The organism is Micromonospora sp. WMMC415 (genome assembly GCF_009707425.1).
GTDB lineage: Bacteria > Actinomycetota > Actinomycetes > Mycobacteriales > Micromonosporaceae > Micromonospora.
On record NZ_CP046104.1, the window covers coordinates 2,489,846 to 2,514,385 of the forward strand.

Consider the following 24,540-nt stretch of genomic DNA (forward strand, 5'->3'; position numbering starts at 1 on the left):
CCCCGGCCCACCGGCCGGTGTGGACGGTACAGGGGAGGGATGGGGAGATGGACGAGTTACCCATAGGGCGGCGGGTGGCCTACTGGCGGGGGCGGCGCAAGATGTCGCAGCAGGTCTTCGCGGACCGGCTGGGCAAGTCGAAGAGCTGGGTGGACAAGGTCGAGCGTGGAGTGCGCCGGCTCGACAAGTTCTCCGTCCTGTACGAGATCGCCGACATCCTCCAGGTCGACGTCCAACTGCTGCTCGGCAAGGACCCGGAGCGGCGTACCGACGCGTTGAACTGCATCGACCAGGTCGAGGTCCAGGAGATCCGGGCCGCCCTGGAGCGGTACGACTCGATGAGCGCCTACTTCGACGCGGCGCCGTACCCGCCGCCGCTGGCGGACATGCGCAAGGCCGTCACCCACGCCTGGCTGACCTACCAGTACGGCCGCTACGGGATGCTCACCCGGGCGCTGCCGAAGCTGCTGCGCGACGCGCAGGCGGCCGACGCCGGCTTCGGCGGGGACGACGGCCGGCAGGCGGCCCACCTGCTCGGGCAGGTCTACCAGATCGCCTCGTCGGTCCTGCGCAAGCTCGGGGAGTGCGACCTGGCCTGGCTGGCCGCCGACCGGTCCATGGCGGTCGCCCAGCGCGCGGACGACCCGCTACTGGCCGGCATCGCCACCACCCGGGTCTGCAACGCGCTCGTGGCGATGGGCCGGCCCCGCCCGGCCCTGGAGCTGAACGTCACGATCGCGAACCGGCTGGCGCCGGGCGGCGGCAACGACGCCTCGCCGGATCGCCTGTCGGTGTACGGCATGCTGCTGCTGCAGGGCGCGATGGCCGCCTCCCGGATCGGCGATTCGGCCACCGTGGACGACCTGCTGGGCGGCGCCGACGAGGCGGCCACCCTGCTCGGCGGCGACCAGAACCACTACTGGACGTCGTTCGGCCCGACCAATGTGGAGCTGCACCGCGCCGCGGCGGCCGTGGAGCTGGGCGACGGCGGCCGGGCGGTGGAGATTCACCAGCGCATCCCGGAGCCGGCCTTCAGCGGGCTGCTCCCCGAACGCCGGGCGCACCACCTGCTCGACATCGCGCGGGGCTTCGCCCAGGTCGGGGACGTGGCGAACGCCGGTGAGGTGCTCCTGCGCGGCGACCGGCTGGCCCCGTCGGAGATCCGCTGCCGTCCGATCGCCCACGAGGTGATGTCGGACATCCTGCGTCGCACACGTGGTGCGCCGCCTTCTCCGATCGCGGAGTTGGCTGAGCACATGGGAGTAGGGGTATGAGCGCGGAGCCGGTCTGATGGCCGGCCCGCACCAGAGTGAGCACCGCGAGGTGCTCTACGTCATCGTCTGCGGCTCGCCGCTGGCGCGGCACGTCGGCCGGCTCGTCGAGCTGGCCCAGCAGGACGGGTGGGAGGTCTGCGCGGTCACCACGCCGGACGGTGCGAAGTTCATCGACCGGCCGGCGCTGGCCGGCCAGACCGGGCACCCGGTGCGTACGCACTACAAGAACCCGGGCGACCCGGACGTCCTGCCGCCGGCCGACGCGATGATCGTCTGCCCGGCGACGGTGAACACGGTCAACAAGTGGGCGGCCGGCATCGCCGACACCCTGGCCCTCGGGCTCCTCGTCGAGGCCCAGGGGCTGGGGGTGCCGCTGGTGGCGGTGCCGTACACGAACACGGCGATGGCCGCGCACCCGGCGTTCCGGGCGGGTCTCGGCCGGCTGACCGAGTGGGGTGTGACCGTGCTGTTCGGCGACCACGTCGTCCCGTTGCACCCGCCGGGCTCCGGCGAGCGCCACCTGCACACCTTCCCCTGGGAGGTCGCGGTGGCCGCGCTGCGGGACCGGTCACCGGCGGCCTCCGCCGCCTGACGGACGGCGGTCGACCGCCGCTCGACCGCCGGCACGGGCACGATCACCAGGGCGGTGCCGGCGGCGCGACGGGTCGCGTCCGGGTGGCGACGCGCCCCGTCGCCGCCTGCGCCGGTAAGCTGGCCCGCCGTGAGCACTCCCGCACTCCCGCCGACCGTCGCCGACGTGGTGGCGGAGCTGGAGCGGCGCTACCCGCCGGCGTGGGCCGAGGAGTGGGACCGCGTCGGGCTGGTGCTCGGCGAACCGTGCGGGCCGGTCCGGCGGGTGCTCTGCGTGGTTGACGTCGTGCCGGAGACGGTCGCCGAGGCGGTCGACGCCGGGGTCGACATGATCGTCGCCCACCATCCGCTGCTGCTGCGCGGGGTGTCGTCGGTCGCCTCGACCACGTACAAGGGGCGGATCATCCACCGCCTGATCAAGGCGGACATCGCGCTCTACGTGGCGCACACCAACGCGGACGTGGCCGAACCGGGCGTCTCGGACGCGCTCGCCGCCCGGTTCGGGCTGACCGGGCTGCGCCCGCTGCACCGGCCCGCCCCGGGCTCGCCCGCGCACGGCGACGGCCGGGGGATCGGCCGGATCGGCGAACTCCCCGAGCCGATGACCCTCGCCGAGCTGACCCGCCACGCGGCCGCCGTGCTGCCCGCCACCGCCTGGGGCGTCCGAGCCGCCGGCGACCCGGGACGCATCGTGCGTACCCTCGCCGTCAGCGGCGGCTCCGGCGACAGCTTCCTCGGCGACGCGACCGCCGCCGGGGTGGACGCCTTCCTCACCGCCGACCTGCGGCACCACCCCGCCGGTGAACACCTGGCCACCGGCGGGCCCGCCCTGCTCGACGCCGCCCACTGGGCGACCGAACGACCCTGGCTGGACGACCTGGCCGCGCTCCTGCGGGAGACGACCGGGGTCGAGACGCTGGTGTCCGACCTGGACACCGACCCGTGGACCGTACACGCCGCCCCACCCGCGGCGGACGACAAGGAGCCCGACCGTGAAGGCTGACCCGAACGTCCAGCGCCGCCTGCTCGACCTGGCGGCGATCGACACCGCCCTCGCCCAGCTCGCCCACCGCCGCCGGGCCCTGCCCGAGCGGGCCGAGCTGGAGGCCCTCGCCCGGGAGCTGTCCGCGCTGGAGGACGAGCGCGTCCGCGCCCAGGTCGCCGTGGACGACCTGGACCGGGACATCGCCCGGCTGGAGAAGGACATCGACCAGGTCCGCGCCCGCAAGAGCAAGGACGAGGACCGGCTCGCCGCCGGTACCGGCCCGGCCCGGGAGCTGGAGGCCCTCCAGCACGAACTGGCCTCCCTCAACCGTCGCCAGGGCGACCTGGAGGACGCCGAGCTGGAGCTGATGGAGCAGCGGGAGACCGCGCAGGGCGTCCTCGACGGCGTCGAGAAGCGGCTCGCGGAGGCACGGGAGAAGCGGGCCGCCGTCGAGCAGCGCCGCGACGAGAGCCTGGCCGGGATCGCCAAGGAGGAGGAGTTCAAGCGGGGCGCGCGGCAGCCGCTCGCCGCGGACCTCCCCGCCGACCTGGTCACGCTCTACGACCGGATCCGGGAGGACACCGGCCTCGGCGCGGCCCTGCTCACCGCCGGGCGGTGCGGCGGGTGCCGGCTGGAGCTGTCCGGCGCCGACCTGGCCCGGATCCGCAAGGCGGACCCGGACGACGTGGTGCGCTGCGAGGAGTGCCGCCGGATCATGGTCCGCACCAACGAGTCCGGTCTGTAGTCGATGGCGCCGCGCGTGGTCGTCGTCGAGGCCGACGGCGGGTCCCGGGGTAATCCCGGCCCCGCCGGGTACGGTGCGGTCGTCCGGGACCGGGACACCGGTGAGGTGCTGGCCGAGCGCTCGGAGGCGATCGGCACCGCGACCAACAACGTCGCCGAGTACCGGGGCCTGATCGCCGGGCTGGAGGCCGCCGCCGAACTGGGCGCCGGCGAGGTCGAGGTCCGGATGGACTCCAAGCTCGTGGTCGAGCAGATGTGCGGCCGCTGGCAGATCAAGCACCCCGGCCTGCGCCCCCTCGCCGCCCAGGCGGCCGGGCTGGTCGGCCGGTTCGCCGCCGTCCGGTTCACCTGGATCCCCCGCGAGCGCAACCGGCACGCCGACGCGCTGGCCAACGCCGCGATGGACGCCGCCGCCGGTGCCCCGGCGCGCCCGGCGCGCCCCGCCGAGCCTCCCCGCGAGGTCGCCGCACCCGACTCGCCGGCGCGGGCGGCGGCCCGCGAGGCGGCGGCCCGCGCGGCCACCGCGCGGACCACCGGCACCGACCCGGCGACCGCTCCCGCCTCCTGGGAGCCGCGGCCCAGCTTCACCGCCACCCGCCTGGTCCTGGTCCGGCACGGCGAAACCGAGTACACCGAGCAGCGCCGCTACTCCGGTCGCGGCGACGTGCCGCTGTCCGCGCGCGGCCGGGCCCAGGTCAAGGCCACGGCCACCCGGGTCGCCGCGCTGGCCCCGTCCGTCGCGGCCGTGGTCAGCTCACCCCTGTCCCGGTGTACGCACACCGCCGAGGCCATCGCCGCCGCGCTCGGCGGCCTCCCGGTACGCCTCGACGACGACCTCGTCGAGTGCGACTTCGGCGCGTGGGAGGGGCGGACCTTCGCCGAGGTACGCGAGGGCTGGGCGGGAGAGATGGACGCCTGGCTCGCCTCCACGAAGGTCGCGCCGCCGGACGGCGAGTCGTTCGCCGAGGTCGCCGCGCGCAGCCGCCGTGCGGTCGACGGGCTGCGGCAGGCGTACCGGGGGGAGACCGTCGTCGTGGTCTCGCACGTGTCGCCGATCAAGCTGATCCTGCGCGACGCGCTCGGGGCCGGTGACACCCTCCTGCACCGGCTGTTCCTCGACGCCGCCGGCATCTCGGTGGTGGACCTGTGGCCGGACGGCGGTGTCGCCGTCCGCTCCGTCAACGAGACCGCCCACCTCCCGGCCGACTGAGTCGGCGGCGGTCGGGTACGGCGCCGGTTCGGCGACCGCCGCTCAGTCGGCGAGGAACCGCTCCACGGTGCCGGCGAACTCGTTCGGCTCGTCGACGAACGGTACGTGGCCGGACCGGGGCAGCACCACCAGTTCGGCGTTCGGCAGCAGCTCGGCCAACTCGTGGGCGAACTCCGGCGTCGGCGCGGGGTCCAGCGCGCCGGCCACCACCAGGGTGGGCACTCCCACCTCGGTCAGCGCCGCCCGGAGGGCGTCCCGGTCGACGTCGACGCCGGCGTAGAAGCCGACGGCCGCCGCCGGCGCCCGGTCGTGCTCCTGGGCCTCGGCGTGCGCCCGTGCCCGCTCGGTCCACTCGCCGTACAGGAACGGGGCGGCGGCCAGCCGCAGCGGTGCGATCTCGGTGTCGTCGGCGCCACGCTTGAGCGCCTCCCCCCACGCGTCCATCGCCGCCGTCGCGTCGGCGTACCAGGGCTCGGCGGAGCGGCCGGCGAGCGCCTCCGCCATGCCCACCGGCGCGGTAGCCAGCAGGCGCAGGCTCGGCGTGACCAGCACCAGCCGGCGGAGCCGGTGGGCGAACCGGGTGGCGTACAGGTGCGCGACACTGGCGCCGGCCGAGTGGGCGAGCAGGTCCATCCGGTCCAGTCCCAGGTGGGCGCGGAACGCCTCGACGTCCTCGACGACCCGGTCGCAGCGGTAGCTCGACGGGTCCGCCGGCACCGCGGAGTCGCCGGTGCCCCGGCTGTCGAGCAGCAGCAGCGTCCGGCCCGCGGACAGGCCGCCGAGGTCGCCGAGGTAGCGCGACGCCTGGCTCGGGCCGCCCGGCAGGCAGACCAGCGGCGGGCCGTCGCCGAGGCGGTGGTAGGCGAGGGTCGTGCCGTCGTACGAGGAGAAGCTCGGCATCGGGGCATCGTGCCAGATCCACACGTCCGCCGGTGCCCCGCCGTTCGGCGCACCGGATCGGCCGTTCGGCGCAGCGGGGTTCCTTGATCGAACGTGACGGCGCTCACACGGCCGTAGCCTCCGGCCGTCACATGTCCAACCACCCACCGGAGGTGTGCCGATGGCCGCACCCGACCCGGAGACGCGGGCTACCGCGAGGACCCGGGCGAAGGACAAGAGCCCGTGGAACTGGCTCCTCTTCGTGCCGATCCTCGTCCCGCTGATCCCCGTGCTCTTCAACGCCGACTCGCCGCGGATCCTCGGCTTCCCGCGTTTCTACTGGCTCCAGCTCACGTACATCCTGCTCGGCGTCGCGACCACCACGCTCGTCTACCAGATGACGAAGAAGCGGGGTGACCGCTGATGTGGCAGGACCACCTCACCGAGATCATCATCTTCACGGCGCTGTTCCTGCTGGTCAGCGCGATGGGCTTCGTCGCGGCGCGCTGGCGCGCGCCGAAGGACATGGCCCACCTCGACGAGTGGGGGCTGGGCGGGCGCAACTTCGGCGGCTGGATCACCTGGTTCCTCGTCGGCGGTGACCTCTACACCGCGTACACCTTCGTGGCGGTGCCGGCGCTGGTGTTCGGCGCGGGCGCGATGGGTTTCTTCGCGGTGCCGTACACCATCGTGATCTACCCGCTGGTCTTCCTGGTGCTCTGCCGGCTCTGGTCGGTGTCGCACCGGCACGGCTTCGTCACCCCGGCGGACTTCGTCCGCAGCCGGTTCGACTCCCCGGTGCTGGCGCTGCTGGTGGCGATCACCGGCATCGTGGCCACCATGCCGTACATCGCGCTGCAACTGGTCGGCATCGAGGCGGTGCTCAAGACGATGGGTGTCACCGGCGAGAGCGCGTTCGCCCGGCACCTGCCGATCATCATCGCGTTCGCGATCCTGGCCGCGTACACGTACCAGTCGGGCCTGCGCGCGCCGGCGCTCATCGCGTTCGTCAAGGACACGCTGATCTACATCGTCATCCTGGTGGCGGTGCTCTGGCTGCCGTACAAGCTGGGCGGCTGGGGTTCGATCTTCGACGCGGCGGACGCGAAGTTCCAGGCCTCGCCGAACCCGAACGACGGCATCCTGCTGAACGCGAACAACCAGCTCCAGTACGTCACCCTGGCGTTCGGCTCGGCGCTGGCGCTGTTCCTCTACCCGCACAGCCTCACCGGTGTGCTGGCCAGCCGGAACCGGGACGTGATCAAGCGGAACATGTCCGCGCTGCCCGCGTACAGCCTGCTGCTGGGGCTCATCGCGCTGCTCGGCTTCATGGCCATCTCGGCCGGCGTGAAGCCTCTGCCCGGCGCCACCGAGGGCAGCGTGGACAACAACACGGTCGTGCCGGTGCTGTTCGACCAGCAGTTCCCGGACTGGTTCGCCGGCGTCGCGTACGCGGCCATCGGCATCGGCGCGCTCGTGCCGGCGGCGATCATGTCCATCGCGGCGGCGAACCTGTTCACCCGCAACATCTACAAGGAGTACCTGCGGCGCGACGCCACACCGGCGCAGGAGGCGCAGGTGTCGAAGGTGACCTCGCTGCTGGTGAAGGTCGGTGCGGTGGCCTGCATCGTTTTCCTCGACCCGCAGTTCTCCATCGACCTCCAACTGATCGGCGGCGTCATCATCCTCCAGACGCTGCCGGCGGTGGCGCTCGGCCTCTACACCCGCTGGTTCCACCGGGGCGCGCTGATCGCCGGCTGGGCGGTCGGCATGGCGCTGGGCATGTGGATGCTCTACCAGGTGTCCAGCCCGACCCGGAAGCACTTCGGCGGCTCCGCGTTCCCGCTGGAGAAGTTCGGGTTCGACACCAAGATGACCATCTACGTCGGGTTCGTGACCGTACTGGTCAACCTGGTGGTGGCGGCGCTGGTGACCCTGGCGCTGCGGGCCGGGAAGGTGCACGACGGCGGCGACGGCACCTCGCCGGACGACTACTTCGCCGACGAGGGCGACCCGCGGGTCACCCCGGGCGAGCGCCGCGGCGCCGACGCGGCCCCGGAGCCCGTCGCCTGAGGGTAAGGAAGGGCCCCTTGTTAACGCCTGGCGTTGTACAAGGGGCCCTTCCCAACGCCTGTGCCACGGGGCGGTCGCGGCCGCGGCCGGCCGGCGAGCGTCGCCCGGGGCGGCCCGCTCGCGGGGGGCGGCTGGTCAGCGCACCGCGCGCCAGAGCAGGTACAGCCCGATGACCGAGCCGAACACGACGATCACGGTCTTGAGCACCACCGACGGCAGCCGGCGGACCAGCCGGGCGCCGGCGTACCCCCCGACCAGCGTGGCCGGCGCGACCAGCGCGACGGCCGCCCAGTTCACCGGCCCGAAGAGCGCGAACACCACCAGCGTGGTGAGCCCCACCACCGCGGACAGCAGGTTCTTGATCGCGCTGACCCGGGCCAGCGTCGCGTCCAGGACCAGCGCCAGCCCCGCGACCAGCATCACTCCGAGCGCCGCGCCGAAGTAGCCGCCGTACACCGCGCCGACCGCGACCATGGTCTGGACCGAGACGGTACGGCGGCGCGGCGACAGGTCGCGCGGGTGCCCGACCAATCGGCGCAGCGGGTCCTGGAAGGCCAGCACCGCCGTGGCGCCGAGCACCAGGAAGGGTACGACCAGCTCGAACGCCCGTGCCGGCGTGGCCAGCAGCAGCGCCGCCCCGGCCACCGCGCCGAGGACCGTGGTGGGCACCAGGATGGCCAGCGCGCGCCCGCGGGGCAGATCCTGCTGGCTGCCGGCGACGCTCGCCACGTACCCCGGGAAGACCGCGACCGAGTTGCTCACGTTGGCCGGGATCGGCGGCAGCCCGACCGCGATCATCGCCGGGAAGGTGATGAGCGAACCGCCGCCGGCCACGGCGTTCACCGTGCCCGCGGCGAGACCGGCGGCGACGAGCAGCACGGCGTCGGCGATGTCCATGATCCCGCAGGCTAGTACGCGTGCCGCGTCGTCGCCGGTCGCGGTCGGCGAGGTCACACCGGCCGTGATCCCCTCCGCGTCGCCCGGGATCTGAGATCAACGCCGTGCCGCCGGCATCGGCCTGTCCGGTGCCGTGCGACACCGCTGTGCCGGCGGCACCGAGTCGATCATCCAGGCCCGTTCGGGGCGGAAATGGGGGCGGCCGCCGCGTCGTTAGGATGAGTGCGCGACGGACGAGTCGACCGGGCGGTCGCGTCGGCGGGCTGAAACCCGCCGCCGAGGAACGTCCGGACTCCACAGGGCAGGGTGGTTGCTAACGGCAACCCGGGGTGACCCGCGGGACAGTGCCACAGAAAACAGACCGCCGACCCGAAACGGGACGGTAAGGGTGAAACGGTGGGGTAAGAGCCCACCAGCACCCCGGGTGACCGGGGTGGCTCGGTAAACCCCACCCGGAGCAAGGCCAAGAAAGGGTCGCCACCGCGAGGTGACGGTCCGCGCAGACGTTCGAGGGCGGCCCGCCCGATGTCTGCGGGTAGGCCGCTGGAGCCTGTCGGTGACGGCAGGCCGAGATGGATGACCGCCGCCGGCGCGAACCCCCGGGTACGCGCCGCGCACAGAATCCGGCGTACAGGTCGACTCGTCCGTCGCCCACCAGGTCAGTCGCCGCCACGTGGCGGCTGACCTGCTGTTTCTTCGGGTGTTACTGGTCGCCGTCGGTCACTATTGGTCGGCCTTTGACGGCCCGGTCACGGCCTAGACGGCCCAACGACGGCCCGGGAGCGGTCATCGTCGAGCCGTTGTGCCATCGTCGTTGCATGTCGGGCGAGGTGTTCCGCCACGTGGCGTTCCCGTTCGAGGATGGGCGCTTCCCGCCAAACCTCGGCGCGGTTGTTCAACGTACGGTGCTGACCGGGCAGGAGCCGGCCCGCGTCGTCATTCACGACGGAGACAACGACTGGCTCGTTGGCGACGGCGTGAATGACCCGAACGGCGCCAGCGTCGTAGCCTGCATCAGTCACGTCGCCGACGCCGATCCCGCAGTCGCCGCACTCGCGGCCCTCCCGGTGGGATACATCGCCGAACGCGACGAGCCGCACTTGCCTTGGACCATCAGCGTCCACGCTTGGCCCGACGAGTAGGCCCCTCGCTTGTAAGGCGTGGCTGGCGAGGGCGGCTCCATGCGTCACCGTTCGGGACGTCCGCGACCTCTGCCCGACCCGTCCGATGGTGTTCGCCGACGGGTGACTCAGTTGATGTCGGCTGCGGATGTCAGGCGAAGCGTTTGAACCTCCGCGGGTTGCTGACGGTCCAGTGGCACCGCTGATCATCAGCCAGAGCGCCAGACCCGGTGGAACCGTGAACGTAGCCAGCAGCAGGACGCCTGCCGCCAAGCCGTCCCGCCACAACAGGTCAGCGGAGAACAGAATCAGGCTCGTCGGTATAGCCAGCATGATGACGGCCAGGACCTCCACGACCTGCTCCCAACGCTTACGGTCGCGCCGGCCGTGCCTCAACCCTCCTCCTTCCAACCGTCACCCGAGTTGGTCAGCCTAGCGACTTCCCTAGCCACCGTTCAGTTTGGAAGGTGCGTCGGTCCATGTCGCCAGTTGTTGCCATCGTGCATTTTTGATCAGGCGCTGCAACCGTCACTGGCGGCAGGGGCCCGTGTGGACACGCCTTTGTCGACCGTCAACGATCTGTCGGTCTGGCGCTCCGGGCTCCCCGCCCTCCGCGCCAGCCGCCGGGCATCAGGCGTGACGGCCGCAGAGCGACAGCGGCAGCGGCCGGCGCGCGCCCAAGCGGCGGTGCGTGCGGCCCGTTGCGGAACACGGCAATCCTGTCCCATCGGAAGCGAGATAAGGTCGTCCGCGTGGCGGACGCTGTCGTGATTCCCGGCGGGAGGTTCGGACCGGGTGCTCCCCTGCTGATGTATGCCGGCGATGTGGCGGAGCAGCGAGGCGCGACGGTGCACCGATACTCGTGGTCTCAGGCCCTTCCGAAGCTTGATCAGCCAGAGATCGAGGGCTGGGTCAGTGGCGAGATCGCTCCGCTGATCGACACTGTCGGCGGTCACCCACTGCTGATCGCCAAGTCGCTCGGCACGAATGCGGCAGCGATTGCCGCCGACAGATGTCTGCCCGCCGTATGGCTCACGCCCTTGCTCACACTGCCGTGGGTGGCTGACGCGTTGGACCGTGCAACCGCGCCATTCCTGCTCGTGGGTGGCACTGCCGACAAACTGTGGGACGGTGACATCGCCCGCCGGCTGTCCCCGCACGTGCTGGAGGTGGACGGCGCGGATCACGGCATGTACGTACCTGGTCCGCTTACCGAGTCGATCGCGGTGCTCAGCCGAGTCGTGGTCGCGGTGGACGAGTTCCTCGACGCCATTGGCTGGCCGAGCTGACACCTTGCGGCAGCGCTTCCGGCAGCGGGATGGTCATGGAAGAGTTGCCCTCGGCCGGCTGCCTGCCGGCAGCACCGTCACCATCCACGTCACAGCCACCAGGCTGGCCATCGCCTGCGACGACGGCACTCTGAACCGCGATGTCCGGAGGTCGGTGCCCGACCAGTGGCCGCACCGTGCGCGGGGATGCGGAGTTCGCGACCGGGGGGACTCGATGCAAGCCCAGCCAACTTCGCCTCGGGCGTGGCGGACCTGCCTGTACGTGCCCGGATACCTTCTCGCCGCTCACGGGGTCGTCGTTGTGCTGTTGGCGCTGTTCTCAAGCTGGCTCAGCGGACTCTACATGTCGATCTATCTGCTGCCGCTCTTCGTGGTGGCCGCACCTGTGGCGTGGCTCGCCCTCGCCGTGACCCACCGCAGCCCTTGGTTCAAGCCTCGGCTGGACGCTCTCCTCGCAACCGGGTTGGGCCTGCTCGTCGCGTCGCTTCTGCTGTCTACCGCCGTGCTGTGGCCCAGGTGAGATCCTTCGGCGTCGCTGCGCCCCTGTAATATGCGCTGTTCGCTCGGCCGGGCCGAGTCCTGGTGGCGCAAGTGGACGAACAGGCGAGGGCGGTGGGTCGGCCGTCATCACCGGCGAGTTGCCGCCAGGCGTGGGAGTGCTTCTCGAAGGTCGCCGGGTCGCTGTGCGGGGGGGGGGGGGGGGGATGACGCACAGGAGGTGGCCGCCGGGCGCGCGGAGGGTACGGCAGTCCAGCCATCGGTCGACCTCCACCGCGCCGAGTCCGACGAGTCGGTCGGGTCACCCGCCGGTGATCTCGGCCAGCACCCGGCGCTGGAAGTCGTGTGCCTCCGGCCCGCGCGGTGACTCGCCACCGTTGCGGGCGGCGACAGCCCGCTCCAGCAGGTCCGGTGCGTCGCCCCACGCCGGTTCCGTGCGGAGGACCCCGGCGAGCCGGCGCCCGGCATCGGCCTTGGCCAGCCACTCGCCGTGGCGGAACCGCACCAGCGCGCGGGCCGCGCCGAGCACCGCGTCCTCCGTGCCCGGCGCCGCCGCGTCGCCGGGCGACAGGGGCCGGGCGAGCCACCAGGACAGCGCGTCGACGAGGAGCCGGCGCAGGTCGGCGGGGGACAGGTCGGCGAAGACCTCGCGGGCCGGCGGGCCGAACAGCGCGTACCCGTGCTGGTGCAGGATGCTGCGGTCCAGCCCGTACCAGAAGTGGCCGTCGGTGGCCGGCCGGTCCGCCGGGTCGTACGTGGCCCGGAACGGCATCCGCGCCCCGGTGTTGAGCTCGACCTCGAAGCCGGGTTCGGCGCTGCCGGACCGGGCGACCTCCCACCGGTAGACCACCAGCTCCAGCCCCCGGGCCGGGCACGGCAGTGCCTCGTGCCGCAGCCGCGCCACCAGGGTCCGCTTCCGTTCCTCGTCGAGGGCGTCCGCGCTGACCAGCGCGACGTCGACGTCGCTGCGAGACGGCTGGTACGCGCCCAGCCCGACCGAGCCGGCCGCGTACGCGCCGACCAGGCGGTTCCCGAGCACGGCGCGGCCGGCCGCGACCAGCCCGGTCAGGTAGCGGCGGACGTCCGCGTCCGCGTTCACGTCCACGCCACCCCGGGCGGCAGGAAGCCCGCCGCCGCACCGTCGTCGAGCGCGTACCCGATGACCAGCCGCGCGTGTCGGTCCAACTCGGGCAGCCGGTCCGGCGGGAACCACCCCACGGCCATCGACTCGTCGTCGTTGACCCGCGCCGTGCCGCCCGTCAGCCGGCACCGGAATCCCAGGTTCACGAACTCGCACCGGTCCCCGTTGGGATAGGTGTGCGGGTGCGTGAGGACGCTGCTCAGCCGTACCGGTTCGACGTCCAGACCGGTCTCCTCCCGTACCTCCCGGACCACCGCTGTCGCCGGCTGCTCGCCCGGCTCCAGGACACCGCTCACCACCGACCAGCGCGCGTCGTCGGCGCGCTGCGCGAGCAACAGTTCGCCCGTGTCGTTGCGGACCACGGCGCTGACGCTCGGCAGCAGGAGGAGGTCGCGGCCCACGTGCGCGCGCAACTGCCGGATGTACTCGGGGACGCCCATCGGGCGACCCTAACCGGGTTCACCAGGCCAGGTTCCGGCGCACCGTCTCGTACTCCTTCGCCAGCTCCTCGTCGATCCGGGCCGACCGCCCTTCGGTGAGCACCACGGCCGGTTCGTGCCGCTCCCGGCCGTCGAGCATCAGCCGCCGCAGGCCGGTGGGTGGGTGGGTGGAGAACAGCGACGCCTCCTCGCGGGCCGACAGCTGCCGCAGCTGCGGCAGCCGGCCGGCGTTGGCCACCCGAGCCTCGGCGAACGCCGCCCGCCACCGTGCCGGCCCGTGCCCCGCCCGGGCCTCCCGGCGTACGGCGAGCTCCATCGACTCGACCCGCAGGGTGACGTCCAGCAGGTCCGTCGCGGCCGTTGTGCCCGCCACCTTCGCGGACAGCTCGTCGGCCAGGTACTCGGCCCGCTGGCTGTCCCGCAACGCGACGCACACCAGCACCAGGTGCAGTGCGAACAGCAGGCGGGACAGGGGCCACTGGAGCACCCGTCCGAGGGCCGCGCCAACCATCTCGACGAGGCCGCGCTCGGTCGACGGTGCCGGGCGGAGCAGGTCCGCCGCCGATCCGAGCGTGGTGAACGCGGGCTGGGTGAGCAGCATGCGCCGCGGGTCTCCGTTGACGAAGTGCCCCAACTCGTGCCCCAGCAGGGCGACCCGTTCCTGCGGGCCGAGGGCCCCCCAGTAGGGCAGCCCGAGGCACAGCACCCGGCGGCGACGGACGCCGACCGCCTGCGCGTACGCGTTCAGGTCGTCGTCGACCGCGATGACGTCGGGCGCCGGGCTGCCCACCGCCCGCGCCACCTCCTCCACCAGGCCGAACAGTTCGGGCGCGCGGTCGCGGGACAGGACCTCCGCGTACGGGTCGAGCCGACCGAACCGGGGCCGCAGTCCGATGGCCAGGGCGAGCAACGGTACGGCGAGCAGGATCGACGGGCCCGGGAATGGATGACCGACGACCAACCAGATCCCGGTGCCGGCGAGGGTCGCCACCCCGAGGAACAGCACCACCGAGGCGACTGTCGTGATGACGGTCGCCGCTCCCGCACCGGTGGCATCGAGCGGGCGTCCCAGCAGCCGGTCGAACTGCCGGCGGGTCATCCGGTAGCCGAGGTGGTGCGCCCGGCGGTCCAGCCACCGCCAGCCGAAGAGCGGGCGGCTCCGCTTCTCGTCGTACGCCTCCAGGTTCCACTCGCACGACGGGCACCACGGCGTCGCTTCGAGCTGGGAGACCGCGGCCGTGCCACATCGCGGGCACGTGCCGTCGACCGCCGTCGTGTCGATCATGAGCGCCGATTGTGCCGGCGGGCTTCCCGTGGCGGTACCGGCCGTTCAGCCGATGCCCGCCAGGCGGCGGCGGGCGAGTGGGCGCGTGGTCGCCCGGGTCCGTCGGTGGCTGTTTTCGCTGTTCGCGCCCCCTATGGCCGGGAGCACGTCTACTGTGGAGATCATCGGCGACTTGCGGTGTTCCGGTGGCGGCCGGGTGGATCGCGGTGCACAGTGATCCCATGAGCGACAGCGGAATCGGGGGGCACTACTACTGGTGCACCCGACACCACCGGGTCGAGACCGATGCCGACGTGTGCCCCGCCCGGCACGTTCTCGGGCCGTACGCCTCAGCCGCCGACGCCGAGAACGCGCTCCAGCAGGTGCGGGACCGCAACGAAGCATGGGACGCCGAGGACGCCCGCTGGGCCGGGGAGGACAGATAGGCGGCGCGGGAGGCCCGCGTCGAGGTACCGCGTGCTCCGCGACGGTGCGGGCACGTCCCCAAGGAGGGAAACCGAGATGGCCGTAGCACAGCAGGCCACCCGCCCGGCCGCCCGCCGTACCGCCGCGAAGAAGACCGCCGCCGCGGAGCGCACCGCCGGGGCGACCCGGACGGCGCGGACGTCCTCGACGGCGGCGAAGAAGGCCCCGGCCAGCAAGGCGGCCGGCGGCGCCGGCCGGACCCCGGCGAAGAGGACCACCGCCGCGAAGGCCCCGGCGAAGCAGACCCCGGCGAAGCAGGCTCCCGCCAAGAAGGCTCCCGCCAAGAAGGCCCCCGGCGCGAAGAAGGCCGGCGTCGCGGCGAAGAAGACCGCCGTGGCGGCGAAGAAGGCCCCCGCCACGAAGAAGACCACGGCGGCGGCGAAGAAGACCACCACGGCCGCGGCGAAGAAGACCACCGCGACCGCGAAGAAGACCACCGCCGCGGCGAAGGGCACGGCCGCGAAGAAGACCGCCACCGCGCGGACCAAGGCCACCACGGCGGCGAAGAAGGCCCCCACGAAGACGGGGACCGCCGCCCGCAAGGTCACCTCGGGCGCGAAGAAGACCACCGCGACGGCCAAGAAGACCGCGGCGAAGAAGGCACCCGCGAAGAAGGCTCCCGCCAAGAAGGCCCCCTCGACCCGACCGACCGCCACCGCGCGGCCCACCGCGGCGAAGAAGGTCCCAGCCAAGAAGGTTACCGCCAAGAAGACGACCACGGCGGCGAAGAAGGCCCCGGCGCGGAAGACCACCGCGACCAGGACCACGGCCCGCACGACCACGGCCCGCAAGGCGCCGGCCCGCTCCGCGGCGGGCCGGGCCACCACCACCCGGGGTACGCGGGCAGTCGCCCGCAAGGCGACCGGCTGACCCCAGGCGCCGACCTCTCCGGCGGCACGTCCCGGTCCCGTCCCGCGAACGCCCCACCGGTCAGGGGCCCCCGCGCTGCCACACGATCCGGTTGCCCGGGTCGCGGTGGTGGCAGGACCGGCCGTACCGGTGACAGGTGCCGGCCGGCGGCGGGCGGTGCCGGGGTGGCGGTGGCCTGGGCGCCGGCGCTCCGCCAGGTGCCGGTGGAAGGGCGGTGGCCGGGAGTCACGGCGGCGCTCGGTGCTGCGGGAAAGCGGTTCGGGCCGGGCGCTGTCAGGATGGACGCCGTGGTGATCCGACGTGTCCTCGCGCCCCGCATCGACTTCGGCGCACTGCGCCGCGAGCTGCACCTCCCGGGCGGTTTCCCCGCTGCGGCGCAGCGGGAGGCCGACGCCGCGGCGGCCGACCCGCCCCGGCCGGCCGTGGACCGCACCGACGTTCCGTTCGTGACGATCGACCCCGCCGGCTCGCGGGACCTCGACCAGGCGATGCACCTCGCGCGCCGGGCGGGCGGCGGCTTCCGGGTCACGTACGCGATCGCCGACGTCGCCGCCCACGTCCGCCCCGGCGGGGCGCTGGAGGAGGAGACGTGGCGGCGCGGGCAGACGGTCTACCTGCCGGACGGCACCGTGCCGCTGCACCCCGGAACGCTGAGTGAGGGAGCGGCCAGCCTGTTGCCGGGCGTCGACCGGGCCGCCGTCGTGTGGACGATCGACCTGGACGGCGACGGCGCGACGGTCGCGGTCCACGTGGAGCGGGCGCTGGTCCGCAGCCGGGCGCAGCTCGACTACGACGGCGTGCAGGCGGACGCCGACGCGGGCCGGTTGCCGGAGCCCATCGCCCTGCTGCCCGACGTCGGCGCCCTGTTGACCGCGCGCGGCCTGCGCCGGGGCGCCATCAACCTGCCGTTACCGGAGCAGGACGTGGAGCCGGACGGTGACGGCTGGCGGCTGGTGCTGCGCGGGCCGGTGCCGCTGGAGGAGCACAACGCCCAGATCTCGCTGCTGACCGGGATGGCGGCCGCCGACATCATGCTCGCCGGGCGGATCGGTCTGCTGCGGACGATGCCGGCCCCGAAACCGGAGGCGGTGGAGCGGCTGCGGGCCGCGGCCGCCCCGCTGGGCGTGCCCTGGCCGGACGGGGCGGGCCCCGGTGAGGTGATCGCCGGGTTGGACCCGACACAGCCCCGGGCGGCGGCGTTCATCGACCAGGCGGCCGAGCTGATGCGCGGCGCCGCGTACACCGCATTCGACGCCGCGCTCCCGGACCAGCCGGAGCACGGCGGTGTCGCGGCCGCGTACGCCCATGTCACGGCGCCGTTGCGGCGCCTGGCCGATCGGTACGCCACCGAGGTCTGCCTGGCCCTGCACGACGGCCGCGACGTCCCCGACTGGGCGCGGTCGGCGCTGCCGAAGCTGCCCGAGGTGATGGCGGCGACCGACCGCACCGCCTCCGCCGCCACCCGTGGCGCCGTCGAACTCGCCGAGGCCGTGTTGCTGGAGCATCGGGTCGGGGAAACATTCGACGCGGCGGTGCTGGACGTCGACGCACCCCCGAACGGCCGGTCCCGGCCCGGCCGCCCGCCCGGTGGGACGGTGGCCCTGGACGACCCGCCGGTCCGCGCCCGCTGCGTCGGCGACCTTCCGCTGGGCGAACGGATCCGGGTCCGCCTGGTCACCGCCGACCCCACCACCCGTACGGTGGCCTTCGAGCGCGCCTGACAGGTTGCCCGTTGCCCGTTGCCCGTTGCCCGCTGCCCGGTTCCCGCTCCGGATCGAGAAGTCGGGGGGAGGTCTGCCGCGTCGGGCCGGGGCGCACCTGTCCCTCGGCGCACCCTTGACGGCGTCGGCAGCGGGGTTTGTCACAGCGTTCGCCGCTGCTCTCGGGCCGGCGGGTTTGCGAGGATGTCGCCATGGCTTACGACGCGAGCAACCTGCCCGACGTGTCCGGGCTCACCGTCGGCATCATCGGTGGCACCGGCGACCAGGGGCGGGGTCTCGCCTACCGGTTCGCGCGGGCCGGCCACACCGTGCTGATCGGATCCCGGTCGGCGGAGCGGGCCGCCCAGTCCGCCGCGGAGATCGGGAGCCTCCCCGGGGTCGCCGCCGGTGCCAGCGTCACCGGAGCCGGCAACGAGGACGTCGCGCGGCGCAGCGACGTCGTCATCATCGCCGTGCCGTGGGACGGCCACGCGGCCACCGTCGCCGCCCTCGCCGAGCCGCTCGCCGGCAAGATCGTCGTCGACTGCGTCAACCCGCTCGGCTTCGACAAGCAGGGCCCGTACGCGCTGACCGTCGAGGAGGGCAGCGCCGTCCAGCAGGCCGCCGCCCTGCTGCCCGACTCCCGGGTGTGCGCCGCGTTCAACCACGTCAGCGCCCCGCTCCTCGCCGACCCGGAGATCGACCGCATCGAGCTCGACGTGCTGATCTGCACCGAGGACCGGGAAGTGGTCGACATCGTCGGCGCCCTCGCCGCCCGGATCCCGGGGATGCGTGGCATCTACGCCGGCCGCCTGCGCAACGCCCACCAGGTCGAGGCGCTCACCGCCAACCTGATCGCCATCAACAAGCGCTACAAGGCCCACGCCGGCATCCGCGTCACCGACCTCTGACCCGGCGCCGCCGACGACACCGTCCGGCACGCGCTGTCCCTGCTGGCCGCCGGTCCGGGCAGCGTCCGCGGGGCGAACCCACCCACTACCAGAGCAGCGGCACGCCCGGTGAGCTGCCGACTGTTCCCCCGGCCCACCCTGCCGCCTGAGGGTCGAGGTGCGGCCGGGGACGGCCGGGGTGGACGTCCGCCGCCACCAGGAGGTCACCGCTACCGCTGCGGGTCCGCGCGGCGGCTCCGGGCGGCGAGCTACGCCCCCGCGGCCGGTTTACGCGCGATGACGATGGCCTGCTGGGTCCGCTCGGTTACGTCGGCCTCCTTCACCACCGTCACCCACGTCTCGAAGCCCGCGTCCCGCAGCAGGCCGGCCACCGCGTCCGGGCGGTGCCGGTACCAGTCGAGGTCGATCGCCTTGCCGAAGGCCTCGTCGCGGTGGTAGCGCTCGTCGCCGATCTGGAAGGCGAGCATCAGCGGCCCGCCCGGTGCGAGAACGCGATGGAACTCGGTGAACACGTCCGGCCAACGGTCCCACGGGACGTGGATGACCGAGTAGTAGGCGAGCAGCCCGCCGAGGGACGCGTCCGGCAGGTCCAGGGCGAGCATGGAGCCCACCTCGAACCGCAGGTGCGGGTAGGTGCGGCGGGCCAGCGCCACCATGCCGGGGGAGAGGTCGACGCCGAACGCGTCCAACCCCAGGCCGTGCAGCAGGATGGTGACGCGCCCCGGCCCGCAGCCGACGTCGGCGACGGGACCGGAACCGTTGGCGCGGACCAGTTCGGCGAAGGCGGCCAGCATCGCCCGGTCGAGGGGCCGGCCGTCCAGGTCCGTGGCGAGCCAGTCGGCGTACTCGGCGGCCGTCGCGTCGTACGAGTCGCGGGTGGCGTCGAGGAAGCTCGCGTCCGGCATGGTGCTGGAGGGTAACGTCCCGGCCTCGCCGACACCGACCCGCCCGTCGAGCCGGCCGCGCCGCGACCGATCCGCCCGTCGAGCCGGCCCGCGGTGGTCAGAGTGGCCGGGTGCCCGGGAAGGAGGGCGCCCGGCCTGACGGGTACGTCGGCCGGGAGCCCTCCGGTACCCCTAGAAGGTGTGCTCGGCCGCCGGGAACTGACCGCCGCGGACCTCGTCGGCGAAGCGGCGGGTCGCGTCGGTCAGCGCGCCGGCCACGTCGGCGTAGCGCTTCACGAAGCGCGGCGCCTTTCCGGTACGCAGGCCGGCCATGTCCTGCCAGACCAGCACCTGGGCGTCGGTGTCCGGGCCGGCGCCGATGCCCACGGTCGGGATGCTCAGCTCGGCGGTGATCCGCTTGGCCACCTCACCGGGCACCATCTCCAGCACGACGGCGAAGGCGCCCGCCTCGGCGACCGCCCGGGCGTCGGCGATCACCTCGTCGGCGGCGTCACCGCGGCCCTGCACCCGGTACCCGCCGAGGGTGTGCTCGCTCTGCGGAGTGAAGCCGATGTGCGCCATCACCGGGATGCCGGCGCCGACGATCGCGGCGATCTGGTCGGCGCAGCGCCGGCCGCCCTCCAGCTTCACCGCGTGGCAGCCGCCCTCCTTCATGAACCGGACGGCGGTGCGCAGGGCCTGCGTCGGCCCCTCCTCGTACGAGCCGAACGGCAGGTCGCCGACGATCAGCGCCTGCCGGGTGGCCCGGACGACCGCCCGGACCAGCGGCAGCAGCTCCTCGGCGGTCACCGGCAGGGTCGTCTCGTAGCCGAAGACGTTGTTCGCGGCCGAGTCGCCGACCAGCAGCACGGGAATGCCGGCGGCGTCGAAGATCGCCGCCGTGTACTGGTCGTACGAGGTGAGCATCGGCCACCGCTCGCCGCGCTCCTTGGCGGCGATCAGGTCGCGGGTGCGGACCCGCCGGGTCGCCGGTCCGCCGTAGAGGGCGGTCACCTCGGGCGGGGTGGATTCCACCATGGTTCTCTCCTTCCTCGAGGCCGCGTACGCGGTCCCCGGGTTGCGCCGCGATCGTCGCACCTGGACGCCCGGCGGCGGCAGAGGCCAGTGGAGGATTTCACTCCCGACCGCCAGCACCGGAGACCGGCGCCGGTGACCAGGTACCCGTGCGTCAGCCGTTCTCCCGCCAGCGGTTGGTGATCGGTAGCCGGCGGTCCCGCCCGAACGCCTTCATGGAGATCTTCGTGCCGGGGGCGGACTGGCGTCGCTTGTACTCGGCGGTATCCACCATCCGCAGCACCCGGTCCACCACCGCCGGGTCGTGGCCGGACTCGACGAGCCCGTCCCGGCCCAGGTCGCCGTCGACGTACCCGATCAGGATCGGGTCGAGCACGTCGTACTCGGGGAGGGTGTCGCTGTCGAGCTGCCCCGGGCTCAGCTCGGCCGACGGCGGCTTGCCGATGGAGCTCTCCGGGATCGGCGCGGTCTCGTCGCGCCGGCCGGCGTCCGCGTTGCGCCACGTGGCCAGCCGCCAGATCAGCGTCTTCCAGACGTCCTTGACCGGGTTGAAGCCGCCGACCGAGTCGCCGTAGAGGGTGGAGTAACCGACCGCCAGCTCGCTCTTGTTGCCGGTGGTCAGCACCAGGTGGCCCTCCTGGTTCGACAGGGCCATCAGGATCACCCCGCGGACCCGGGCCTGCAGGTTCTCCACCGAGACGCCGGACAGCGACATGTTGGCCAGGAAGGTGTCGACCATCGGCTGGATCGGCTCGACCCGGTAGTCCAGGCTGGTGCGCTTGGCCAGGTCCGCCGCGTCCTCCCGGGAGTGCTCCGAGGAGTGCTGGCTCGGCATGGACACCCCGACCACCCGGTCGGGGCCCAGCGCGTCGACCGCGAGGGCCGCGACGACCGCCGAGTCGATGCCGCCGGACAGGCCGAGCACCACCGACGGGAAGCGGTTCTTGTTGACGTAGTCGCGCAGGCCCAGCACCAGCGCCTGCCACACCTCGGCCTCGTCGGCCACCGGCTCGATGACGCCGCCGGTCGCCGCCGGGCCCGTGGGCGCGGCCGGCACCGATCCGACGGTACGGCGGACCACCCGCAGCGCGTCGGCCAGTTCGGTGTCCTCGCCGGCGTGGGGCTCCGCCTCGGGGAGTTCGACGTCGTGCACGAGCAGGTGCTCGACGAACTGCGGCGCCCGGGCCAGCAACGTCCCGTCCGCCGTCACGATCATCGAGTCGCCCTCGAAGACCAGCTCGTCCTGGCCGCCGATCATGTTGACGTACGCGATGGTGGCCCCCGCCTCGGCGGCCCGGCGGCGGACCAGCGGCAGCCGGATGTCGTCCTTGTTCAGCTCGTACGGCGAGCCGTTGATGTTGAGGACCAGACCGACGCCGGCCTGGCGGGCGGCGGCGAACGGGCCCCCGGCCTGCCACAGGTCCTCGCAGATGGTCAGCGCGACGTCCACCCCGCCGATCCGGACCACGGTCAGCATGTCCCCGGGAACGAAGTACCGGTCCTCGTCGAAGACGCCGTAGTTCGGCAGGTGGTGCTTGAAGTAGGTGGCGACGGTCCCACCGCCGTGCAGCAGGGCGGCGGCGTTGCGCGCACCGTGACCCGGCTCCGCGTCACCGCTGACCTGCGGCGGGCCGTCCGCGTCCAGGTAACCGACCAGCACCGGCAGGTCACCGAGGCCGTCCGCGGCGAGGTCGGCCGCGAGCCGCTCCAGGGCCGCCTTCGACGCCGCCACGAAGGACCGGCGGAAGACCAGGTCCTCGACCGGGTACCCGGTCAGCATCATCTCCGGGAACGCGACCAGCTGAGCGCCGGCGTCGGCGGCGCGCCGGGTCCACTCCCGGATCAGCGCGGCATTGCCGGTGAGGTCGCCGACGGTCGGGTTGACCTGACAGAGGGCGAGACGCAGGGTGGGCATGTCCTCATCTTGCCCCAGCCGTCCGGGCCCGACACGGCCCGCCCGGGGGAGACGGGGGCCACCCCCGAGCGGGCGACCGCACCGGGGTGGGACTGGGCGGGACGAGCGCCGGCAGGTCGCGTAACGTCGGCGTAACGAGGCCGGTGGAGACTGGTCGGTCAGGCCGGGTCACCCCCGGCCGAAGGCGGACAACAGGGTCGCGAGGGGTGGAAGTGGACCGTCAGCAGGAGTTCGTCCTCCGTACGCTGGAAGAGCGGGACATCCGGTTCGTCCGGCTGTGGTTCACCGACGTGCTGGGCACGCTGAAGAGCGTGTCGGTGGCCCCCGCCGAGCTGGAGGCGGCCTTCGAGGAGGGCATCGGGTTCGACGGCTCGGCGATCGAGGGCTTCGCCCGGGTCTTCGAGTCCGACATGGTCGCCATGCCCGACCCGACCACGTTCCAGGTCTTCCCGTTCGAGGGGGGCGTCAGCGGCGAGAGCGCCCGGATGTTCTGCGACATCCTGCTCCCCGACGGCGGCCCGTCCTGGGCCGACCCGCGGCACGTGCTGCGCCGGGCCCTGTCCAAGGCGGCGGAGAAGGGCTTCACCTTCTACACCCACCCGGAGATCGAGTTCTTCCTGCTGGAGAACGGCCCGATGGACGGCTCGGTGCCCACCCCGGTCGACACCGGCGGGTACTTCGAGCACACCACCCACGCGGTCGCGCGGGACTTCCGCCGCCAGGCGGTGCTCGCGTTGGAGCGGATCGGCATCTCGGTCGAGTTCAGCCACCACGAGGTCGCCCCCGGCCAGCAGGAGATCGACCTGCGCTACGCCGACGCGCTGACCACCGCCGACAACATCATGACCTTCCGGCACGTGGTCAAGGAGGTGGCGCTCTCCACCGGGGTGCAGGCCACCTTCATGCCGAAGCCGTTCACCGACCAGCCGGGCAGCGGCATGCACACCCACCTGTCGCTGTTCGAGGGCGAGCGCAACGCGTTCCACGACGCCGGCGACCCGATGAAGCTGTCCAAGGTGGCCCGCGCGTTCATCGCCGGCCTGCTCGTGCACGCCCGGGAGTACACGGCGGTCACCAACCAGTGGGTCAACTCGTACAAGCGGCTGTTCCCGCAGGCCCTGCCGGACCGGGTGACCGAGAGCCCCGCGTACGTCTGCTGGGGTCACCTCAACCGGTCCGCGCTGGTCCGCGTCCCGGCGTACGGCAAGCCGAACTCCGCCCGGGTGGAGGTCCGGTCGCTCGACTCGGCGGCCAACCCGTACCTGGCCTTCGCGGTGCTGCTCGGCGCCGGGATGAAGGGCATCGAGGAGGGGTACGAGCTGCCGCCGGGCGCCGAGGACGACGTCTGGTCGCTGACCAGCGCCGAGCGACGGGCGATGGGGTACGAGCCGCTGCCGGAGAACCTCTCCGAGGCGATCGACGTGATGGCCGGTTCCGAGCTGGTCGCCGAGGTGCTCGGCGAGCACGTCTTCGACTTCTTCCTGCGCAACAAGCGGGCCGAGTGGGAGCAGTACCGGCGCGAGGTCACCCCGTACGAGCGGCAGCGCTACCTGTCGCTGTAGGAGGTGCCGGGAAACCGGAGGCGCTGGCGTTCTTCGTGCCGGGCCTGCTCACCCCGGGCACGCACGTCGGCGCCGCCCTGATCGTCCGCGCCCGCATCGCCTGACCGTCCGAAGCCGACCGGGGCGTCCCGGCGGCGCCGTCCCCTCCGAAGGTCACGGCGCCGCCCGCCCCAGCCACGCGGCCGGGGCGGGCGGCGTCCGGTCACTTGTCGCCGAGGCCGCCCGGCCCGCCGAGGCCGCCCGGCCCGCCGAGGCCGCCCGGCCCGCCGTGGCCGCCGCGCCCGCCCGGGCCCGGGAGGACGCCCGCCTCGGCCGCGGCGATGATCGCGTCGGCCTGCTCCCGGGTGAGCTTGCCGTCCTCGACCGCCCGGTCGAGCCGCTCCTTCAGCGCGGCCTGCCGGTCGGTGGCGTCCGGCCGCTCGGGTCGCTCGTCCTTCCGCTGCTCGCGCAGCTTCTCCAGCGCGGCCGTCACCTGGTCGGTCGAGACGCCCAGCTCCGTCGCGAGCGCCTCGGCGAACTCGGCCTGCCGGTCGGCCCGCCGCTGCTCCCGGTCGGTTTCGGCGTTGGCGCTCGCCGACGGCGAGGCGCCGTCGGCGGCGAATGCGACGGTCGGCGCCGCGATCCCGACGCCGAGCAGGCCGGCGGCGGCGAAGCCGGCCAGCAGGTGCTTCTTTCGAATCGTGCGGGACATGTCGTCCTCCAACTCGTCGGTGGTGCGATGACCTCACCGACGGTGACCTGGGCGGCTGGAGGAAACCCATGGCGAGCCTA

At 73.3% G+C, this 24,540-nt stretch carries 24 protein-coding genes and 1 other RNA gene; 16 read left to right on the forward strand and 9 right to left on the reverse strand.

Going from position 1 to position 24,540, the window contains the following annotated elements; genetic code table 11:
* Positions 1-47: 47 nt before the first annotated feature.
* From GKC29_RS12105 to GKC29_RS12125, 5 genes are all read left to right on the forward strand, one after another.
* Complete coding sequence (locus GKC29_RS12105) at positions 48-1,274, forward strand: helix-turn-helix domain-containing protein (RefSeq protein ID WP_155330915.1); 1,227 nt, start codon at positions 48-50, stop codon at positions 1,272-1,274.
* A 16-nt stretch (positions 1,275-1,290) separates the two neighbouring features.
* Positions 1,291-1,866, forward strand: a complete 576-nt coding sequence (locus GKC29_RS12110; protein ID WP_155330916.1) for a flavoprotein — start codon at positions 1,291-1,293, stop codon at positions 1,864-1,866.
* Between the two features lie 165 nt (positions 1,867-2,031).
* Positions 2,032-2,868, forward strand: coding sequence for a Nif3-like dinuclear metal center hexameric protein (locus tag GKC29_RS12115; RefSeq protein WP_196255910.1), 837 nt, complete (start codon positions 2,032-2,034; stop codon positions 2,866-2,868).
* On the forward strand, positions 2,858-3,595 hold the full coding sequence (locus GKC29_RS12120) for a zinc ribbon domain-containing protein (protein ID WP_155330918.1): 738 nt from the start codon (positions 2,858-2,860) through the stop codon (positions 3,593-3,595). The genes GKC29_RS12115 and GKC29_RS12120 overlap by 11 nt, the downstream gene beginning before the upstream one ends.
* Before the next feature lie 3 nt (positions 3,596-3,598).
* The gene (locus GKC29_RS12125) at positions 3,599-4,804 is read left to right on the forward strand and encodes a bifunctional RNase H/acid phosphatase (protein WP_155330919.1); all 1,206 of its coding nucleotides are present in this window, start codon (positions 3,599-3,601) and stop codon (positions 4,802-4,804) included.
* Positions 4,805-4,846: 42 nt separating this feature from the next.
* On the opposite strand, the gene GKC29_RS12130 is transcribed toward GKC29_RS12125, so the two are convergent.
* Positions 4,847-5,704: an alpha/beta fold hydrolase gene (locus GKC29_RS12130; RefSeq protein ID WP_155330920.1), complete on the reverse strand. Its 858-nt coding sequence runs from the start codon at positions 5,702-5,704 to the stop codon at positions 4,847-4,849.
* A gap of 160 nt (positions 5,705-5,864) precedes the next feature.
* Here GKC29_RS12130 and GKC29_RS12135 point away from each other — a divergent pair, with 160 nt between their 5' ends.
* Both GKC29_RS12135 and mctP read left to right on the forward strand, forming a co-directional pair.
* A complete protein-coding gene (locus GKC29_RS12135; protein WP_155330921.1) occupies positions 5,865-6,107 on the forward strand; it encodes a DUF3311 domain-containing protein in 243 nt (80 codons plus the stop codon).
* Positions 6,107-7,756 (forward strand): monocarboxylate uptake permease MctP, encoded by a 1,650-nt coding sequence (gene mctP, locus GKC29_RS12140; protein WP_155330922.1) that lies wholly within the window; start codon positions 6,107-6,109, stop codon positions 7,754-7,756. The genes GKC29_RS12135 and mctP overlap by 1 nt, the downstream gene beginning before the upstream one ends.
* A gap of 135 nt (positions 7,757-7,891) precedes the next feature.
* On the opposite strand, the gene GKC29_RS12145 is transcribed toward mctP, so the two are convergent.
* The gene (locus tag GKC29_RS12145) at positions 7,892-8,653 is read right to left on the reverse strand and encodes a sulfite exporter TauE/SafE family protein (protein ID WP_155330923.1); all 762 of its coding nucleotides are present in this window, start codon (positions 8,651-8,653) and stop codon (positions 7,892-7,894) included.
* Between the two features lie 234 nt (positions 8,654-8,887).
* Here GKC29_RS12145 and rnpB point away from each other — a divergent pair.
* From rnpB to GKC29_RS12165, 4 genes are all read left to right on the forward strand, one after another.
* Positions 8,888-9,300, forward strand: an RNA gene (gene rnpB, locus GKC29_RS12150) — RNase P RNA component class A.
* Between the two features lie 171 nt (positions 9,301-9,471).
* Entirely contained in the window at positions 9,472-9,795 is a 324-nt protein-coding gene (locus GKC29_RS12155) for a hypothetical protein (protein WP_155330924.1), read from the forward strand.
* Between the two features lie 731 nt (positions 9,796-10,526).
* Entirely contained in the window at positions 10,527-11,063 is a 537-nt protein-coding gene (locus GKC29_RS12160; protein ID WP_155330925.1) for an alpha/beta hydrolase, read from the forward strand.
* Positions 11,064-11,406: 343 nt separating this feature from the next.
* On the forward strand, positions 11,407-11,583 hold the full coding sequence (locus GKC29_RS12165) for a hypothetical protein (RefSeq protein WP_155330926.1): 177 nt from the start codon (positions 11,407-11,409) through the stop codon (positions 11,581-11,583).
* 279 nt (positions 11,584-11,862) lie between these two features.
* Here GKC29_RS12165 and GKC29_RS12175 read toward each other — a convergent pair whose 3' ends face one another.
* The 3 genes from GKC29_RS12175 to GKC29_RS12185 are packed head-to-tail and all read right to left on the reverse strand — an operon-like array spanning position 11,863 to position 14,427.
* Positions 11,863-12,660, reverse strand: coding sequence for a nucleotidyltransferase domain-containing protein (locus tag GKC29_RS12175; RefSeq protein WP_155330927.1), 798 nt, complete (start codon positions 12,658-12,660; stop codon positions 11,863-11,865).
* Complete coding sequence (locus GKC29_RS12180; protein WP_155330928.1) at positions 12,657-13,142, reverse strand: NUDIX domain-containing protein; 486 nt, start codon at positions 13,140-13,142, stop codon at positions 12,657-12,659. The genes GKC29_RS12175 and GKC29_RS12180 overlap by 4 nt, the downstream gene beginning before the upstream one ends.
* A gap of 19 nt (positions 13,143-13,161) precedes the next feature.
* Positions 13,162-14,427: a M48 family metallopeptidase gene (locus GKC29_RS12185; RefSeq protein ID WP_155330929.1), complete on the reverse strand. Its 1,266-nt coding sequence runs from the start codon at positions 14,425-14,427 to the stop codon at positions 13,162-13,164.
* Between the two features lie 221 nt (positions 14,428-14,648).
* Between GKC29_RS12185 and GKC29_RS12190 the strand changes: the two genes are divergently transcribed.
* The 4 genes from GKC29_RS12190 (at position 14,649) to npdG (ending at position 18,373) form a co-directional block, all read left to right on the forward strand.
* Positions 14,649-14,852 (forward strand): hypothetical protein, encoded by a 204-nt coding sequence (locus GKC29_RS12190; RefSeq protein ID WP_155330930.1) that lies wholly within the window; start codon positions 14,649-14,651, stop codon positions 14,850-14,852.
* Positions 14,853-14,928: 76 nt separating this feature from the next.
* On the forward strand, positions 14,929-15,762 hold the full coding sequence (locus GKC29_RS12195) for a histone (protein ID WP_155330931.1): 834 nt from the start codon (positions 14,929-14,931) through the stop codon (positions 15,760-15,762).
* Between the two features lie 287 nt (positions 15,763-16,049).
* A complete protein-coding gene (locus tag GKC29_RS12200) occupies positions 16,050-17,483 on the forward strand; it encodes an RNB domain-containing ribonuclease (RefSeq protein WP_155330932.1) in 1,434 nt (477 codons plus the stop codon).
* 191 nt (positions 17,484-17,674) lie between these two features.
* Positions 17,675-18,373 carry an NADPH-dependent F420 reductase gene (gene npdG, locus GKC29_RS12205; RefSeq protein WP_155330933.1) on the forward strand — a complete coding sequence of 233 codons (699 nt, stop codon included), beginning with the start codon at positions 17,675-17,677 and terminating at the stop codon, positions 18,371-18,373.
* Between the two features lie 248 nt (positions 18,374-18,621).
* Here npdG and GKC29_RS12210 read toward each other — a convergent pair whose 3' ends face one another.
* From GKC29_RS12210 to GKC29_RS12220, 3 genes are all read right to left on the reverse strand, one after another.
* Positions 18,622-19,278: a class I SAM-dependent methyltransferase gene (locus GKC29_RS12210; protein WP_155330934.1), complete on the reverse strand. Its 657-nt coding sequence runs from the start codon at positions 19,276-19,278 to the stop codon at positions 18,622-18,624.
* A gap of 171 nt (positions 19,279-19,449) precedes the next feature.
* Positions 19,450-20,295 (reverse strand): 3-methyl-2-oxobutanoate hydroxymethyltransferase, encoded by an 846-nt coding sequence (gene panB, locus GKC29_RS12215; protein ID WP_155330935.1) that lies wholly within the window; start codon positions 20,293-20,295, stop codon positions 19,450-19,452.
* Between the two features lie 151 nt (positions 20,296-20,446).
* On the reverse strand, positions 20,447-22,207 hold the full coding sequence (locus GKC29_RS12220; protein WP_155330936.1) for an NAD+ synthase: 1,761 nt from the start codon (positions 22,205-22,207) through the stop codon (positions 20,447-20,449).
* A 212-nt stretch (positions 22,208-22,419) separates the two neighbouring features.
* Here GKC29_RS12220 and glnA point away from each other — a divergent pair, with 212 nt between their 5' ends.
* A complete protein-coding gene (glnA, locus tag GKC29_RS12225) occupies positions 22,420-23,769 on the forward strand; it encodes a type I glutamate--ammonia ligase (RefSeq protein WP_155330937.1) in 1,350 nt (449 codons plus the stop codon).
* A gap of 202 nt (positions 23,770-23,971) precedes the next feature.
* Here glnA and GKC29_RS12230 read toward each other — a convergent pair whose 3' ends face one another.
* A complete protein-coding gene (locus GKC29_RS12230) occupies positions 23,972-24,460 on the reverse strand; it encodes a hypothetical protein (protein ID WP_155330938.1) in 489 nt (162 codons plus the stop codon).
* Between the last annotated feature and the right edge of the window lie 80 nt (positions 24,461-24,540).